Below are 14,533 nucleotides of genomic sequence, written 5' to 3'. Positions count from 1 at the left end.
AAGTCAGCTTTGAAGATTAAAAACCATTAAAAACACCCAGCCATCTTAACCTGCCCTTAGGCAATTGAGTTAAAACGACCGACCAAGCTCCAAATAAAAATTTTGTTTGTTATGGCTATAAAGTGCTGGTAAGTTACTGTTATTTTTACTGTAACGATAAGTCAGCTTTGGCGTTAATCCAAGCCAGTGAATGTCTTTGTGCCAAATGGAGGTTTGTAGGGTTAGGGTTTTATCTGTGCGATACACATCATCAGGATTAACCAGACGCAATAATTTACCATGATAACGCTCACGCTCAGCACTCACTCTACCTTGCACGGTCAGACCATTTGGCAATCTTTGCAACACCCCAAAATGTATCTTTGTGGCATGACTGCTTTTTGTTGCATCTTGCAGATGGCTAAGCTGATACCCCACGCCCAAAGAGTAACGACGATTTGGGCCATCTTGCAACAAAATGGTGTCATTCACATGATAACGCTTGCCATCATAACCTTGATAACGCTCGGTATAATTGCCTTTTTCCATGCGTGCAAAAAACGCATTTTGCCATTTATCATTGATCCGATGATGGCTGCCAAACGCCACGCCCTGACTGTCTTTTCTGGGGGATAATCTGCCATGCTGCTGATTGGTGGCAAAAATACGCCCAACAAAAGGTACGACATCAACATAACCTTTTTGGTGATCTTTTCTTAGTCCAGCATGAGCAAAAACCGCCAGTTCATTGTGGCTTTTGTCATCATAAAATTTACCATCAACATCTAGGGCTGTATAAATACTCATGCCATGACTAAGCGGCGTGTATTTATTCACACCAAGCGATAAGGCAAGCCCATGAGCAGGTTTTGGGGCATCTTTTTTAATATTGGGCTGGGTGATGGTGGAGGCGGCGTTGATATTATCCAAATGCAGATAGTTGATGCCCAAATCCAAGCCCATTTTATATTTTTTATGTAAATAGCGACTTTGCGATAGCACCCATCTTTGCTCTTTTTTGCTTAATTTTAAAAAGTGGGCATCATCTTTGAGTTCATCTAGCACCATTTGGGCGTGTTTATCGTGCTTGTTGGTCAGCAACAAGGAAGCAAGTTGTAATTTTACCGCCGTAAGTGTTGGCTCTTTGTTACTCAAATCGGTCAGCAGATTCAATGCCAATTTGGTATTGCCATCACTTAGGGCAAGTTTACTTTGGGCAAATAACAACAAAACATCATCTTGATAATCATCAGGCAGGCGGTCATAAAATGGCAATAACAAGCGTAATGTTGCCACATCATCTTGCACAATCGCTTGATGAAAGACATGATAAAATGCCTCTGGCTGGGCAAGTAAAAAATTGACATCTACGCTCGGTGGGGCAGGCTGGCTCTCATTGGTCTGATGGGCGGTCAAGGCGTTGATGGGTAAAGGGGCTTTATCACTTTTTAAGCCATCACCCAAACCATCGCCTAAACCATCACCCAAACCATCTGGGCTATCCAAACTGTCCAAACTGCCCAAATCCTTACCCAAGCCTTCATCTGATAAAGCATCAGCAGATGGCAGCTCATGCGTGGGTGTATGAATGGGCGTATGATGGCTGTGGGCGTACGCCTGTGCTGTTAATGTATCAACACAAAGCAATAACAGCACCTGCTTTAAAAATCTGTGCTTGACTTTTAAAGCAGGGTTGGTCTTTGGTAAACAGGTCATATTAAAACTTCATTTCAAGACTGGCAAAGTAACTGCGACCTGGTGCAATGTAACGGGTTGATTGGGTACTGCTTGCAGCTTCGCTGGGCAGTTGGCGTGCCGCTTCCCATGTGGTGTAGCGGGTGTTTAATACATTGTTGATACCAAGACGAGCGGTGATGCTCTCAGTTGGGCTATAATAGCCTGTCATGTCCAGTAAGGTATAGGCTTTGGGTATTGTGTGCGTTAAGGTTTGTGTTTCTCTTTTGCCATTTCGGATTCTAAGGGCACTTAGCTCATTTTCATCTTTTTGTTTGCTGTGCGTTAAAGTTGTGCCAATGCCCCATACTTGACTGGGGTGGTCATAGTTTAGACCGACCACATAGCGCGCTGGGGTGATGGCATCCCAAAAAGCAGGGCGAGCCTGATACCAACCATCGGCATCTTTGGGTGCAATGTAATCAAATTTCCCCAATTTGGTATGACCATAACCCAAGGTCATTTCAAGACCATCTGGCAGTTTTGATGTCATGGCATGCAAATCCAGTTTGCCTTTGACACTCACCCCTTTGATGGTGGCATTATATAAGTTGGCAAATACCTCATCACTGGTTTTGGGCGTGGGCGGATTGCCAACACATTCATTGGAATCCAAATGAGCCTTACAATACTCTTGCTGGGCTTTGGTTAGGTTCGGTATGGCTTTATCTAACATGTCCTTGTAACGGCTTTTGAACATGCTCATCTCAATATCCCCCCAAGGGTGCTGATAGCGAAAGCCGTATTCATTGGTATTGGAAGTTTCAGGTTTGACATCAACCGCTCGTTTGGGAAAAGACACATCAGGGTCATTTTTATGCTGGGCGGCGGTGCTGTTATAGTTGTACAGTTCATAAAAACTTGGCGTACGAAAGCCTTTGGCAGTTTTATACAACAGGCTAAAATCAGGTGTCAGATGAACCGCCGCTCCAAAATTATAGCTTTTGTTGGTGTAAGTTTTGCTGATGATGTTTGAATCGGTGCTGTGAATGCGTTGTTTATCCAAGCGTCCACCAAAACTTAAATCCACATAATCATTTGGTGTATAAAGGTTGTTAATGCCCACATATTGGTTACTGCCATGAATGGGGGCGCGTTCACATTCATTGGCATTGCCACAGGCGTCTTTTTCTTCTAAGCGTCCAAGGCGATTTTTGACAATCCATGCCGCCCCCGATTGCTTAAATTTGGCTTGCTCCTGTGCTGTCAGCGTGCTTTCATCAATGATGGCATCGCCTTGGGTGGTGTCAATGATTGTGCGTCTGGGGTTGTTGGCACGAAATTGGCTTTTAACTTTATCTGCACCAGCCAACACCGTCAAATCGTGCTGACCCAGCAGGTCAAAATTAAAATCAAGTTTGCCTGTCAAGCTGGCACGCCCTTCTTTATAACGGTAATTATTTTGATATTCATAATGCCCAATTTCACTGATGCCACAATTTAAATCCACCTTAGGATATTGGCTGCACGATTTTTTAATGTCATGGTTAATGATTTGGATATTTTGTTGGTGTAGGTTTAATTTTGCTTGCTTAAACCATGGCGTGTCAGGCTTAAACTCAAAACTTAACCCATAGCGAGTTTTGCCATGCTCTTGGTTAAACACACTGCTTCTGGCATAAGCCAGTTTTGGAATGGGGGCATCATTAGCACCTGGTCTAAATAATGCTTGTGATGCGTCATTGGCGTTTAGATACTCTTGATAATCATCGCAAAGAACAATGGAGCCACCATTGGCAGGCTTACCATCATTGCCCAATCTTGCCCCATGGTAACTACAATGACGCATATCACGAATGTTGTATGTTTGCTTGGTGTCTTCTAATAACAGTTTACTGACCAGATTTGGGGTGATTTTGATGTTAAGGCGTGCCAAATACGAGTCTGAACGATAGTCCATGGGGTCAGGCAATAGCCGATAAGTGCCTGTATAATCTTTGGCAGAGACAACCTCATGGGGGTGCGTGGACGCCAAATATTGTGCTTTTTCAGCATCGCTTAACTCAGAAAAATTGCGATTGCCGATGCCATCTGGTCGGGCTTTGGTGTAGACATAAGGGTATTGTACGCAGCTTTTTGGGTCATCACTTGCCAAACAGCTTTCGGTGATGTAGCTTGTGCCTGCAAACAGTTCATTGGGCTTTCTTAAATCATATTTTTGTTGCCATGCACCCAAGCGATATAGGCTTTGGTTGATGCCATTTAGGTCGCTGTGTGCTTTGTTTTCTTTGCCTTTACGGTAGGTATATTGCCCCATCGCTTCCACACGCTCGGTTTTACCTGCCGCTGCCAGCGTCTGACTAAAATGGTCATTTTTGCTGTTATAAGTGGTTTTGCTTTGAGCGCCAAGATTTTTACCAGATTTTAAGACATCGCTCACATCTTTGGTATGAAACGCCACCGAACCGCCCAACGCACCAGAGCCTGCTTCTAGGGCATTACCACCTTTATTGATGGCAACGGCGGCAATGTTTTCAATCTCTATCTCGTTCATCGCCCCAGAGCCTGCACCAGCTCGTTTGGTGGATTCATCTTTGTAGGATTGAATTTGGGCAATGCCATCTACGGTAATGCCCACTCGGTTTTTATCCACGCCATGAATGGCAAATCCGCTGCTGCCACCACGCCCCTGCTCAACCACACTCACCCCAGTTTCATAACGCACCAAATCACGAATGCCCTGTACTTGTTCTTTTGCCAGCGTGTCAGCGGTTTTAACGGTTTTGCCAAGCCCTGTTACATCGGTGTCAAACCGAGAAACAGGGGCAGATGGGGCGGCGGTTACCGTGATGGCATCTAAATAGACGACAGGGGTTTTTGTGTCTTTGGCATCAGAGTTGGCATCTGTCTGAGTGTTCTCTTGCGCCCAGACGGATAGGGGTAAAACTGCCACACCAAATAACGCCGCTTTGATGGCAAGGTTTAAGCGGTGCGTGGTCATGGTATGGACTGATGGTGTTTGTGTTTTTGTGATAGATTTTGACATAAAAAAATCCTAAACTTTATTTTCTATTTTATGGCGATGTTTTATCAAGATATTAGCCCAAGGCAAATCTGGTGCATTTATCCAAGAATTCGCCCAAGGCACTGTTTCAAAGTGCTGTTTTAAGACATTGCCAAGGGCGTCATCAACTGTCGGTCAAGCGACTAAAGATGATGAGGGGGCGTTATTTGGTCTCTTTAACAGCCCCAAAGACAGCCCCTGCTTTTTCGGCGGGGTCATTGATACCATCGCCTTTGTCATACTGTAACTGTCCTGCCAACTCTTCGCCATTTGTGCCAAAAAATTGCCCTTTAACATCAATGTCTGTGATGTTGTATAAAAATCCGCCACTGTTGTTATTGCCGATCTCATGGCGATAATTGGTCACATCGGCTTTGGCGCTAAAGGCTGTGCCATCAATCTTGCCATCTTTGATATTAAAAACACTATGACCATTACCATCATTGAGATGACCTGTCAGGCTGTTGGTTTCAAAATCTACATCAAACTTAGCTTTATTTTTACCATCTAGGGCAAAGGTTTTTTCATGAGTAGGCTCATTAATGGGCAAGTATTTGTTTTCAAATTCAGGGCGAATCTCACCTTTTTGATACACATTATCTGCACCATCATCATCGGCGTCGTCTGCACCATCATCTTGAGGGTCAGCAGATGCGACCAAGCTGTCATCATCTTCTTCTGGGGTGAAGTCTTCGGTTAACAGATAATCTTGATGACCTTTTTTCTTGATGGTTTCTTCATCTTTGCTATAACCTTTGTCATTTTTTTGGATAAGATAGCCCGCCCAAAGACCATTATAGGTGAATTTACCTGCACTGGGCAGCGTGGTGCTGGCATCGGCCCTACCGCCTTGCACAAAATAACTGCGTGTTGGGTTGCCTTTGTTATCATTATACAATACTTCACCAAAACTGATGTGGTCATAGCTTTTGGCATGAATGGCGGTATACGGCTTATCTTTGGCTTGTTGTAGAACGATTTTGGTAACTTTATTGTCTGTGCTTACTTTGGCATCTGGGTATTTAGCCAAAATACTCTTATTGGTGCTGGTATCTTGGGAGACACCAAGCTTGTTTGCTTCTTTGGCTGATAAGTCATAATAGTTACCATTAAAATAAAACTTATCATGCTGACCAAAATAAGCAGGGTTTTTTTGGACGCTGGCGTTTATTTTTTTGGTGAATTGTTTGTTGGGTCGTCCATAATTATATTCATAATATTCTTTATTACTGACAGGGACAGTTTCATCTTCAATTTGATTATTGACTTCATCATTTAACTTTTTACCGTCAATAATGCTACCAATCTCTTCATTGCCAACAAAGCTGGTGCTGGGTTTTTCAAATCCTGTACTAAAATACACCGTTTTTGTGGCGACAGGTTCGGTCGTTTTGTCTCGTTTGCCACCAAAGACCACAAAAGTTGCGTTGTCATTGGATAAAAATTTACCCGCCAGCTCATCGCCCGACTCACCATAAAACCCGCCTTCTAGCGTATCTGAGTTGGGGTCTGGGTTGTTGGGATTGGCTTTTTTGGAGAACAGCTCTTTAACAAAAGGTGCGGTATTGGTGTTATCATCAATCAAAGATTTGGCTGTGCCAGTAAAGCGGTTGCCATTAATCTTGGCGTCAATCTCATAGACATCGGCTTCATTGACCTTTTTGTCGGTATCAAACTGACTTCTGATATAACGCCCATCGGCTGTTTGCTTGTTTGGGTTGTCATAATAAGACAATTTGCCTTTTAGGGTATTTTGATCAAAGTCCACGCTATAAGTGGCCGGGGTGTGTTTATATTTAAAGCTGTTTAGATAAATGTGTGCTGCACTCACCAAATCGCCTTCATTTGATTTTCTGGTTGAGTTAAAATAAGTGCCTACTTTATCGTCTGTTTTATCTAAAAATGGGCGTTTTTTGACATCGGTCAGATACAACCAATTGCCCTCATAGTCAAATTTACCCGCCTTTGGCAGATGGGTGCTGGCATTCTCACCATGATAAAATAAAGTAGGTGTGGTGAAAATGATGGCACGGTTCTTGTCGCTCTGGGTGTCTGCACCTTTTTTATTTAGGTCCAGCTCTCTTAGCTCCATATAGCCAAAACGAATGTTTTGATAATCATCGCCTGGTTTTTTGTTTTTGATGTTTTGTTCTTGTTGATAATTCATGTAGGTTGGGTTTTTGGCAGGTGATGACAATGCACCATAACCATATATTTTGATGTTATTTGCTTTTTTAGCATCAAACACATGCTCGCTGTTTTCTAGGTGCAGATCGGATATTTTGGGGAATTTATCAAAATAAAGTGGTGTAATGTCATCAGCTGTGATGGGCTGGCGTAAGTTTTTACCTGTACCTGTGCCATCTGGCCGAGGCTCTTTGGTGCCTAAGTACTGTAAGCCTTGCCCTGCTGTATGTACGTTGCCTTGTAAATCTTTGGTATAATCTGGGTCATTTTTTTCGCTGGTATCACGAATTTTACCCATCACAAAAAACCCTGCGGCGGCGGCAGTTTTTTGTGCTTGTGTCAGTTGGTTGTTATCGCCATTTGGGTCAGTTGTGCTGGTGCTGTTATCCGTGTTGTTGCCCTGATTGTTGGTGTTATTGGTGTTGTCATGACCTGTGTTCGGTATTGGTGAAACCGTGCCTTGGGGCAGTTGGGTAACATTGGGTGCATTGACGCTGATGTCATCAGAGCGGCAGCCTGTCATCACCACGGCAGCAAAAATACTGGCGATGGCAAGGCTAAGGGTGCGTTTTTGGTAGAAAATGTGGGGGACTTTGACAGTACTCATGGTGATATCTCGTTTGGTGTGTTGTGAAGACCGCTTTGATCAAATTTAATTAAATCAGCCCAAGCATCCACCACTAAGGTAAGTACAATCAACTCCCACAAACACACAACAAGGCAAAAAGACAATCAGCCGATGCCATCATGCTAAGCTTGCTGTCAATCGGACAATCCGCTCACCGCTTGGTAACTGTTAAGATGGGGGATGAAGTTTAGTAATGGATATCTTGGTACTAATGATAATTATTATCACATGATAACATAAGAATTTACAATACAGCAAGTTATTTTCTGATATTTTTAGCCATTGTATGTTTAGGTTTTGGGCGGTGATGTTTGGCAGGTTTCGGGTAGGCTGATGAGTAATACAACCAAAGCTCACCCAACGCCTAATCTTGCTCATGCTCTAACGCCCAAAGTGGCACAATTCAGCGGTCTACCACACCATCAGCGGTATAAAATTTTTCTCGTTTGGCGGTGGTATTTTTCATTTTCTTTGCCATGATACTAAGAAAAATCAGCACCAAAGAAAACCCCAACATGGGATAATGCCCCCAAACCATATAAGGCGTGTGTCCAACATAACTGGGTACATCACCTCGCAAAATATCTCGCTGAAACTGCGGTATCTGCTTGATAATCCGTCCTTGATGGTCAATTAATGCAGTCACTCCGTTGTTTGTTGCACGCACAAACCATCGCCCCGTCTCCAAGCTTCGCATTTGCACCATTTGTAAATGCTGCAAAGGACCTGCTGTTGTACCAAACCAAGCATCGTTTGAGACGGTTAATAAAAAATTACTGCCAAGTGCATTTTTACGCGTCGTCTCAGGATATGCCACCTCATAACAAATTGCCGCACCAATCGTATCACCCACGCCGCCGCCCAATTTGAGCGGTGGTTGCTTATCATCGCCACGGCTTAGGCTAGCGACACCCTCAAGCCCTGGTAAAATATCCAACAAACCGCCAAATGGTACATATTCGCCAAATGGTACAAGCTGTTGTTTTTTATAAACTGATACTTGATTGGCATCGTATAACATCACACTGTTATAAAATTCTGCCTGATTTGAGGCATCGCTTGGTGTCTTGCGATACATAATGCCCGTTATCCATGCACTGCCATCAGCGTTTGCCTGTTTTGCTAGAGCATTGATGTGGTCGCTGGCTTCGTCTTGAAATAGCGGAATGGCAGCCTCTGGCCAAACCACCAAATCACGCCCCCATTCAGATTGTGATAATCCTGCATAAATCCCCAAGGTTTGTATACCAAAACCCTCTTGCCATTTTAGGTCTTGTGGAATATTGCCTTGGATGAGTGAAACGGAAGTCAGTTTACCTGTTGGCTTTGTCCAATTTACCCCTATCAATGAAATCATGACAACAGCAGTTGTTAAAATACCGCCAATCATAATATGCCCAATATTACGATAAAACAGCTCGATCACAGCCGCCCCAATAAATACCGCTAAAAACGATAAGCCAAATACCCCAAAAATCGGTGCAATGCCATTTAGCCAACTGACATCTGTAAATGCATACCCCACAAAAAGCCAAGGAAATCCTGATAAAACCCAAGTTTTTAGCCATTCTTGAAGTATCCAAAATCCTGCAAAAGATATCGGCTGTTTGGCACTAAATCGAACAAATGCCCATGCCATCAAGGCATGAAACAGCCCCATAATCAGCGACATTGCCCCAATTAATACAAGTGCAGCCCAACTTGGTACGCCGCCATAGTAGTGAATGGAGTGATATAACCAAAATGCACCGACCACCCAAGTCCCAAATCCGTAGAGCTCACCCAACCAAAAGGCCCGCTTAGGGCTATCGCACTTTTTTAACAGTGCATACAACAGCATTGGTGAGAGAACCGCAATGGGGATAATAAAATAAGGCGCAAGTGCCAAACTAAACATTGCACCAGCAGACAAAGCCGTCATCACTGATATCGGTAATGACAACTGGCGAGTGGTGGTCTTAGGCCGGATAGAATTGGTAGCGGTTCGCATATGACAAGCTAAGATTTCATAGTAAAAGTGTGAGAAGTGAGTGAGTTGTATTAATGAAATTAAATCACCTCACGCCCATGATACATATTGGGCTGGGTGATTAAAATAGTTAGGTCATTTAGCCATGTTAAGAGCTTATTATTGCCCTTCTTGGACTTCGGCATCCTGAGTGGCAGTTTTGGCGGTCTCATCAATCTCTACCACTTCAGCGATTTGAGTACTATCGCCTTCAGCAAATGCTTCAGGTACTACCTGCTCAATCGATGAAGGTGAATCACTCGGTACAACGATCATTGGCTCGGCAGGTTCAGCCGACATAGGCACTTCTTTTTCTTCAACAGGCTTGGCGGTTGCCTCTTTGGTTTTTTGGGCACAAGCAGACAGTACAATCATAGCTGACAATGCTAACGCTTGCCAAATGAGTTTTTTCATGGGGTTATTCCCTCACTGGTTAAGTCAATAGCCAAACTCAGGAAGCAATACATCCTTTAAATGAGAGTGGTTTACAATTAGCTTAGTATAGCACAGTTTTTTATAAAGCTCTAATCTTAGCGATATACCCAAATGCCCAACAACCAAAATTTATCACCGCCGATAACGACTAGCTTAGTTTGCCATGGCATTGTTTATATTTCAGACCAGAACCGCAAGGACACGGTGCATTGCGATGGATATTTTTGGGAATCACCAATGCCTCATCCGTTGTTGTATCAGCCGCTTTATCTGGTGCAGAGGTAGCACCTAAAGTCACTGTCATACGACCCAATGGGCGTGGTGTTTCTTCAGCAGGACGATTATCCAAGCTTTGAACATCATCAAGCTGTGCCTGCTGCTCAAACATCATACGCATTTGTTCGGCCTGCTGGCGACGCTGTTCTTCTAAGGCGGCAAGCTCTTCAGGCGTTGGCACATGTACACGCGCCAAATCTTGAATCAAATCTGACTTAATCGCACCAAGCATCGATTGAAATAGCTCAAATGATTCACGCTTATATTCTTGTTCTGGATTTTTTTGGGCATAACTACGCAGATGAATGCCTTTTCTGAGCTGATCCATTTGGGTTAAATGCTCTTTCCAATGCCTATCTAAGCTTGTTAGCATGAAATGGCGTTCAAGCTGGGCGGCTGTCTGTTCGCCCATTTGCTCACGACGAGTCTGATAACGCTCAATGGCAGTTTCGATGATTTTGGCACGAAGACCCTCTTCATCCAAACGACGATCAGCATCAAGCCAATCATTAATTGGCATATCAAAACGAAACGCCTCTTCGATTTCATCTTCTAACCCATCAATATTCCATTGGTCATCGATAGAGCCAGGCGGAACAAATTGATTGATTAAGGCGTGATATACTTCATGGTGCATCGCCTGAATACCTGCTTGCAAATCCATCTCTGCCAATAAATCATCTCGTTGTGAATAGATAACCTTGCGTTGTTCATTGGCAATGTCATCATACTTAAGCAAGCTTTTACGGGCATCAAAATCTCGAGCTTCAACCTTGCCTTGAGCGTTTTCAATTGCACGAGAAACCATCTTATGCTCAATGGCTTCATCTTCTTTTAAGCCCACTGCACGAAACATACTGGTAATACGATCGCCTGCAAAAATACGCATCAAATCATCTTCAAGCGATAAAAAGAATCGTGATTGCCCAGGGTCGCCCTGTCGCCCTGCCCGTCCACGCAGCTGATTATCAATACGGCGTGATTCATGACGCTCAGAACCAATGATATGTAAGCCACCTGCTGCCAACACCTCATCATGGCGTGCCTGCCAAGCTGTGAGTGCCTCACGACGCATCTCATCGGTGATGACTTCATGTGTTTCAAGCTCGGCCTGCCAATTACCACCCAAAATGATATCTGTACCACGGCCTGCCATGTTGGTTGCAATGGTCACCGCACGAGGACGACCTGCTTGTGCGATAATATCTGCCTCACGCTCGTGCTGCTTGGCATTTAAGACATTATGAGCAATACCTTCTTGATTTAATAAATAAGACAGCTCCTCAGAAGCCTCAATGGTCGCAGTACCCACCAAAACAGGCGCACCTTTTTCGGTGATTTGTTTAATCTCACGAATGATGCCTTTATATTTGCCAAGCTTGGTCAAAAAAATCTGGTCATCCATATCAATCCGTGCAATCGGTCGATGTGTCGGAATGATGACCACATCTAAATCATAGGTTGACTTAAGTTCAGCAGCTTCAGTATCTGCCGTTCCTGTCATGCCTGATAATTTATCATACAGACGGAAATAATTTTGGAAAGTGGTGGTTGCCATCGTTTGGTTTTCTGCCTGAATCTCTACCCCTTCTTTGGCTTCAACCGCTTGATGTAAACCATCTGACCATCGTCGACCTGGCATGGTACGACCTGTATTTTCATCAACAATGATCACCTCACCATCTTGAACGATATAATGAATATTTTTGACAAATAAATGATGTGCGCGTATCGCTGCTTGTGCATGTGCTAATAATGGTAATCGTGCTGGGCTGTATAGGCTTTCATTTTCGCCAAGCTCACCGACTTCCGCCAAAAAGCTTTCGATTTTTTCATAGCCTTTTTCGCTAATCTCAATCGTACGGTTTTTTTCATCAATCCAAAAGTCGCCATCAGTATTATTTTTATTATCTTCTTCATCTTTGGAACGCACCAATCGCTCAACGATATTATCAATCAAAGCATACAGATGTGCTGAGTCTTCGGCTTGGCCTGAAATGATGAGCGGAGTACGAGCTTCATCAATTAAAATGGAGTCAATTTCATCAATAATACAATAGTTTAATGGTCTTTGTTTTTTTTCACTTAGGCTAAACACCATATTATCACGCAGATAATCAAAACCGTATTCGTTATTGGTGCCATAAGTAATATCAGCTCGATAGGCGGCAAATTTTTCTTGGGGGGCTTGTTGGCTATAAATCACACCAACTGTCAAACCCAAAAAATCAAACAACGGGCGATTTAGTTGTGCATCACGGTTTGCCAAATAGTCATTCACTGTGACAACATGAACCCCTTTGCCACTGATGGCATTTAGATAAATGGCCAAGGTCGCCATCAAGGTCTTACCCTCGCCTGTTTTCATCTCAGCGATTTTACCTTCGTGCAATGCCATGCCACCAATCAACTGCACATCATAATGACGCATGCCATTGACACGCTTAGACGCCTCACGACAAACAGCAAACGCCTCAGGCAAGAGTTTATCTAGGCTTTCGCCTGCTTGATGACGCAGCTTAAACTCTTCGGTTTTTTGGCGTAATTCATCATCAGATAACGATTGAATGCTTGATTCATAACTGTTTATTTTGGTAACAATTTTACGCATACGCTTTAATTCACGGTCGTTTTTTGTACCAATGACTGTACTGATAATTTTTGTAAGCATACTAAATATTCCGTCAAGAATAGATAAACAATCCATTCTAATGGGTAAATGGGCAGTGCGATTAGATGACTTTTTACCATTTAACAATAAAATTCATCTGCATACCCCACCAATGTTTGTGTGAATTTTGACCAATTTATCTAAGATGTGCCTATCCTTTATAACATCATTTTCATTTTAAAAATTGATAAAAATAAAATAATGACTTATACATAAAAATAGCCAAACTGATTTTTATTGCAAATACAAAAGATGGGCATACCTTATTAAAATACCGCTAACGATTGAGGGTAAGATACCGCTCATGACGCTTGTGATAGCTGTAAAAATACTTGCTCTGCTGCTTTGATGGTTTTATCCAAATCTTCATAAGTATGTGCCGCACTCATAAATGCCGCTTCAAATGCCGACGGTGCAAGATACACACCCAAATCCAACATACCATGAAAAAACTTGGCAAATTTTTGGGCATCGCAAAGATTTGCCACATCATTAAAATTCTTAGGCAAACTGTCTGAAAAGAACATACCAAACATACCGCCTACCGAACATGCCTGAAAAGCTACTTGATGCTTGGCTGCCGCGGCTTTTAAGCCATCAATCAAATATGTGGTTTTTTGACCAAGCGTCTCATAAAATCCATCAACCATCAGCTCATCAAACATCGCTTTGCCAGCACGCATTGCCAAAGGATTGCCTGACAGTGTGCCTGCTTGGTACACGCCCCCAAGTGGTGCAATGCATTCCATAATTTCACACTTACCGCCAAATGCACCAACAGGTAATCCTGCACCAATAATCTTGCCAAAGGTTGTCAAATCAGGCGTAATGCCAAAATGCGCTTGAGCACCGCCAAGACCGACACGAAATCCTGTCATCACCTCATCAAAAATCAGCACCACGCCGTACTCGGTACACAATTGACGCAAGGTTTGATGAAATGCTTGGGTTGGAATGATCATGTTCATATTGCCTGCGATTGGCTCTAAAATCACGCACGCAAGCTCATGACCAAATTCATGAAAACATGCTGTCAATGCCTCGATATCATTATAGGGTAAAGTGACAGTATGCTTGGCAAAATCAATCGGTACACCTTTGGATGTCGGTTCACCGATATCTAGCATCCCCGAACCTGCCTTGACGAGCAGGCTGTCTGAATGCCCATGATAACAGCCTTCAAATTTGACAATTTTATCACGACCTGTATAGCCACGAGCGAGTCGAATCGCACTCATGGTAGCTTCTGTGCCTGAGCTTGTCATACGCAATAAATCAACACTTGGGATGATTTGACAAATCAAATCCGCCATGGTTGTTTCAGATGGGGTCGGTGCTCCAAAAGACAAGCCATCTTCAGCAGCAGCCTTCACCGCATCGATGACTTGATCATGTGCATGACCCAAAATCATCGGACCCCATGAACCAACATAGTCAATATAGGCGTTATTTTCGGTATCATAAATATACGCACCCTTTGCACGCTGGACAAATACTGGCACACCCCCTACACCAGCAAATGCACGCACAGGTGAATTTACACCGCCTGCAATATGGCGTTTGGCATCATTAAACAATTTTTCATTGGCTGGGCGGATATGTGTCATGACT

General features: G+C 43.4%; 7 protein-coding genes. All 7 read right to left on the bottom strand.

Features of this window, described 5'->3' with window-relative positions; all coding sequences use genetic code 11:
• Positions 1 to 69: 69 nt before the first annotated feature.
• On the bottom strand, positions 70 to 1,695 hold the full coding sequence (locus tag HMPREF2573_RS01670) for a surface lipoprotein assembly modifier (protein WP_003671460.1): 1,626 nt from the start codon (positions 1,693 to 1,695) through the stop codon (positions 70 to 72).
• Between the two features lies 1 nt (position 1,696).
• On the bottom strand, positions 1,697 to 4,699 hold the full coding sequence (locus HMPREF2573_RS01665) for a lactoferrin/transferrin family TonB-dependent receptor (protein ID WP_070472344.1): 3,003 nt from the start codon (positions 4,697 to 4,699) through the stop codon (positions 1,697 to 1,699).
• Between the two features lie 181 nt (positions 4,700 to 4,880).
• The gene (locus tag HMPREF2573_RS01660) at positions 4,881 to 7,511 is read right to left on the bottom strand and encodes a transferrin-binding protein-like solute binding protein (RefSeq protein WP_070472342.1); all 2,631 of its coding nucleotides are present in this window, start codon (positions 7,509 to 7,511) and stop codon (positions 4,881 to 4,883) included.
• Positions 7,512 to 7,935: 424 nt separating this feature from the next.
• Positions 7,936 to 9,522 carry an apolipoprotein N-acyltransferase gene (lnt, locus tag HMPREF2573_RS01655; protein ID WP_070472340.1) on the bottom strand — a complete coding sequence of 529 codons (1,587 nt, stop codon included), beginning with the start codon at positions 9,520 to 9,522 and terminating at the stop codon, positions 7,936 to 7,938.
• 138 nt (positions 9,523 to 9,660) lie between these two features.
• A complete protein-coding gene (locus tag HMPREF2573_RS01650) occupies positions 9,661 to 9,954 on the bottom strand; it encodes a hypothetical protein (RefSeq protein ID WP_049155756.1) in 294 nt (97 codons plus the stop codon).
• Between the two features lie 169 nt (positions 9,955 to 10,123).
• Complete coding sequence (secA, locus tag HMPREF2573_RS01645) at positions 10,124 to 12,922, bottom strand: preprotein translocase subunit SecA (protein WP_070472337.1); 2,799 nt, start codon at positions 12,920 to 12,922, stop codon at positions 10,124 to 10,126.
• Positions 12,923 to 13,224: 302 nt separating this feature from the next.
• The gene (hemL, locus tag HMPREF2573_RS01640; protein WP_070472334.1) at positions 13,225 to 14,529 is read right to left on the bottom strand and encodes a glutamate-1-semialdehyde 2,1-aminomutase; all 1,305 of its coding nucleotides are present in this window, start codon (positions 14,527 to 14,529) and stop codon (positions 13,225 to 13,227) included.
• Positions 14,530 to 14,533 lie beyond the last annotated feature (4 nt).

Source organism: Moraxella sp. HMSC061H09 (genome assembly GCF_001809255.1).
Classification (GTDB): domain Bacteria; phylum Pseudomonadota; class Gammaproteobacteria; order Pseudomonadales; family Moraxellaceae; genus Moraxella; species Moraxella catarrhalis.
This window is presented reverse-complemented; position numbering and strand designations above follow the sequence as displayed.

Excerpts from the sequence above, each read along its gene's own strand:
- HMPREF2573_RS01670 (WP_003671460.1), bottom strand. The coding sequence starts at position 1,695 with ATGACCTGTTTACCAAAGACCAACCCTGCTTTAAAAGTCAAGCACAGA.
- HMPREF2573_RS01665 (WP_070472344.1), bottom strand. The coding sequence starts at position 4,699 with ATGTCAAAATCTATCACAAAAACACAAACACCATCAGTCCATACCATG.
- HMPREF2573_RS01660 (WP_070472342.1), bottom strand. The coding sequence starts at position 7,511 with ATGAGTACTGTCAAAGTCCCCCACATTTTCTACCAAAAACGCACCCTT.
- lnt (WP_070472340.1), bottom strand. The coding sequence starts at position 9,522 with ATGCGAACCGCTACCAATTCTATCCGGCCTAAGACCACCACTCGCCAG.
- HMPREF2573_RS01650 (WP_049155756.1), bottom strand. The coding sequence starts at position 9,954 with ATGAAAAAACTCATTTGGCAAGCGTTAGCATTGTCAGCTATGATTGTA.
- secA (WP_070472337.1), bottom strand. The coding sequence starts at position 12,922 with ATGCTTACAAAAATTATCAGTACAGTCATTGGTACAAAAAACGACCGT.
- hemL (WP_070472334.1), bottom strand. The coding sequence starts at position 14,529 with ATGACACATATCCGCCCAGCCAATGAAAAATTGTTTAATGATGCCAAA.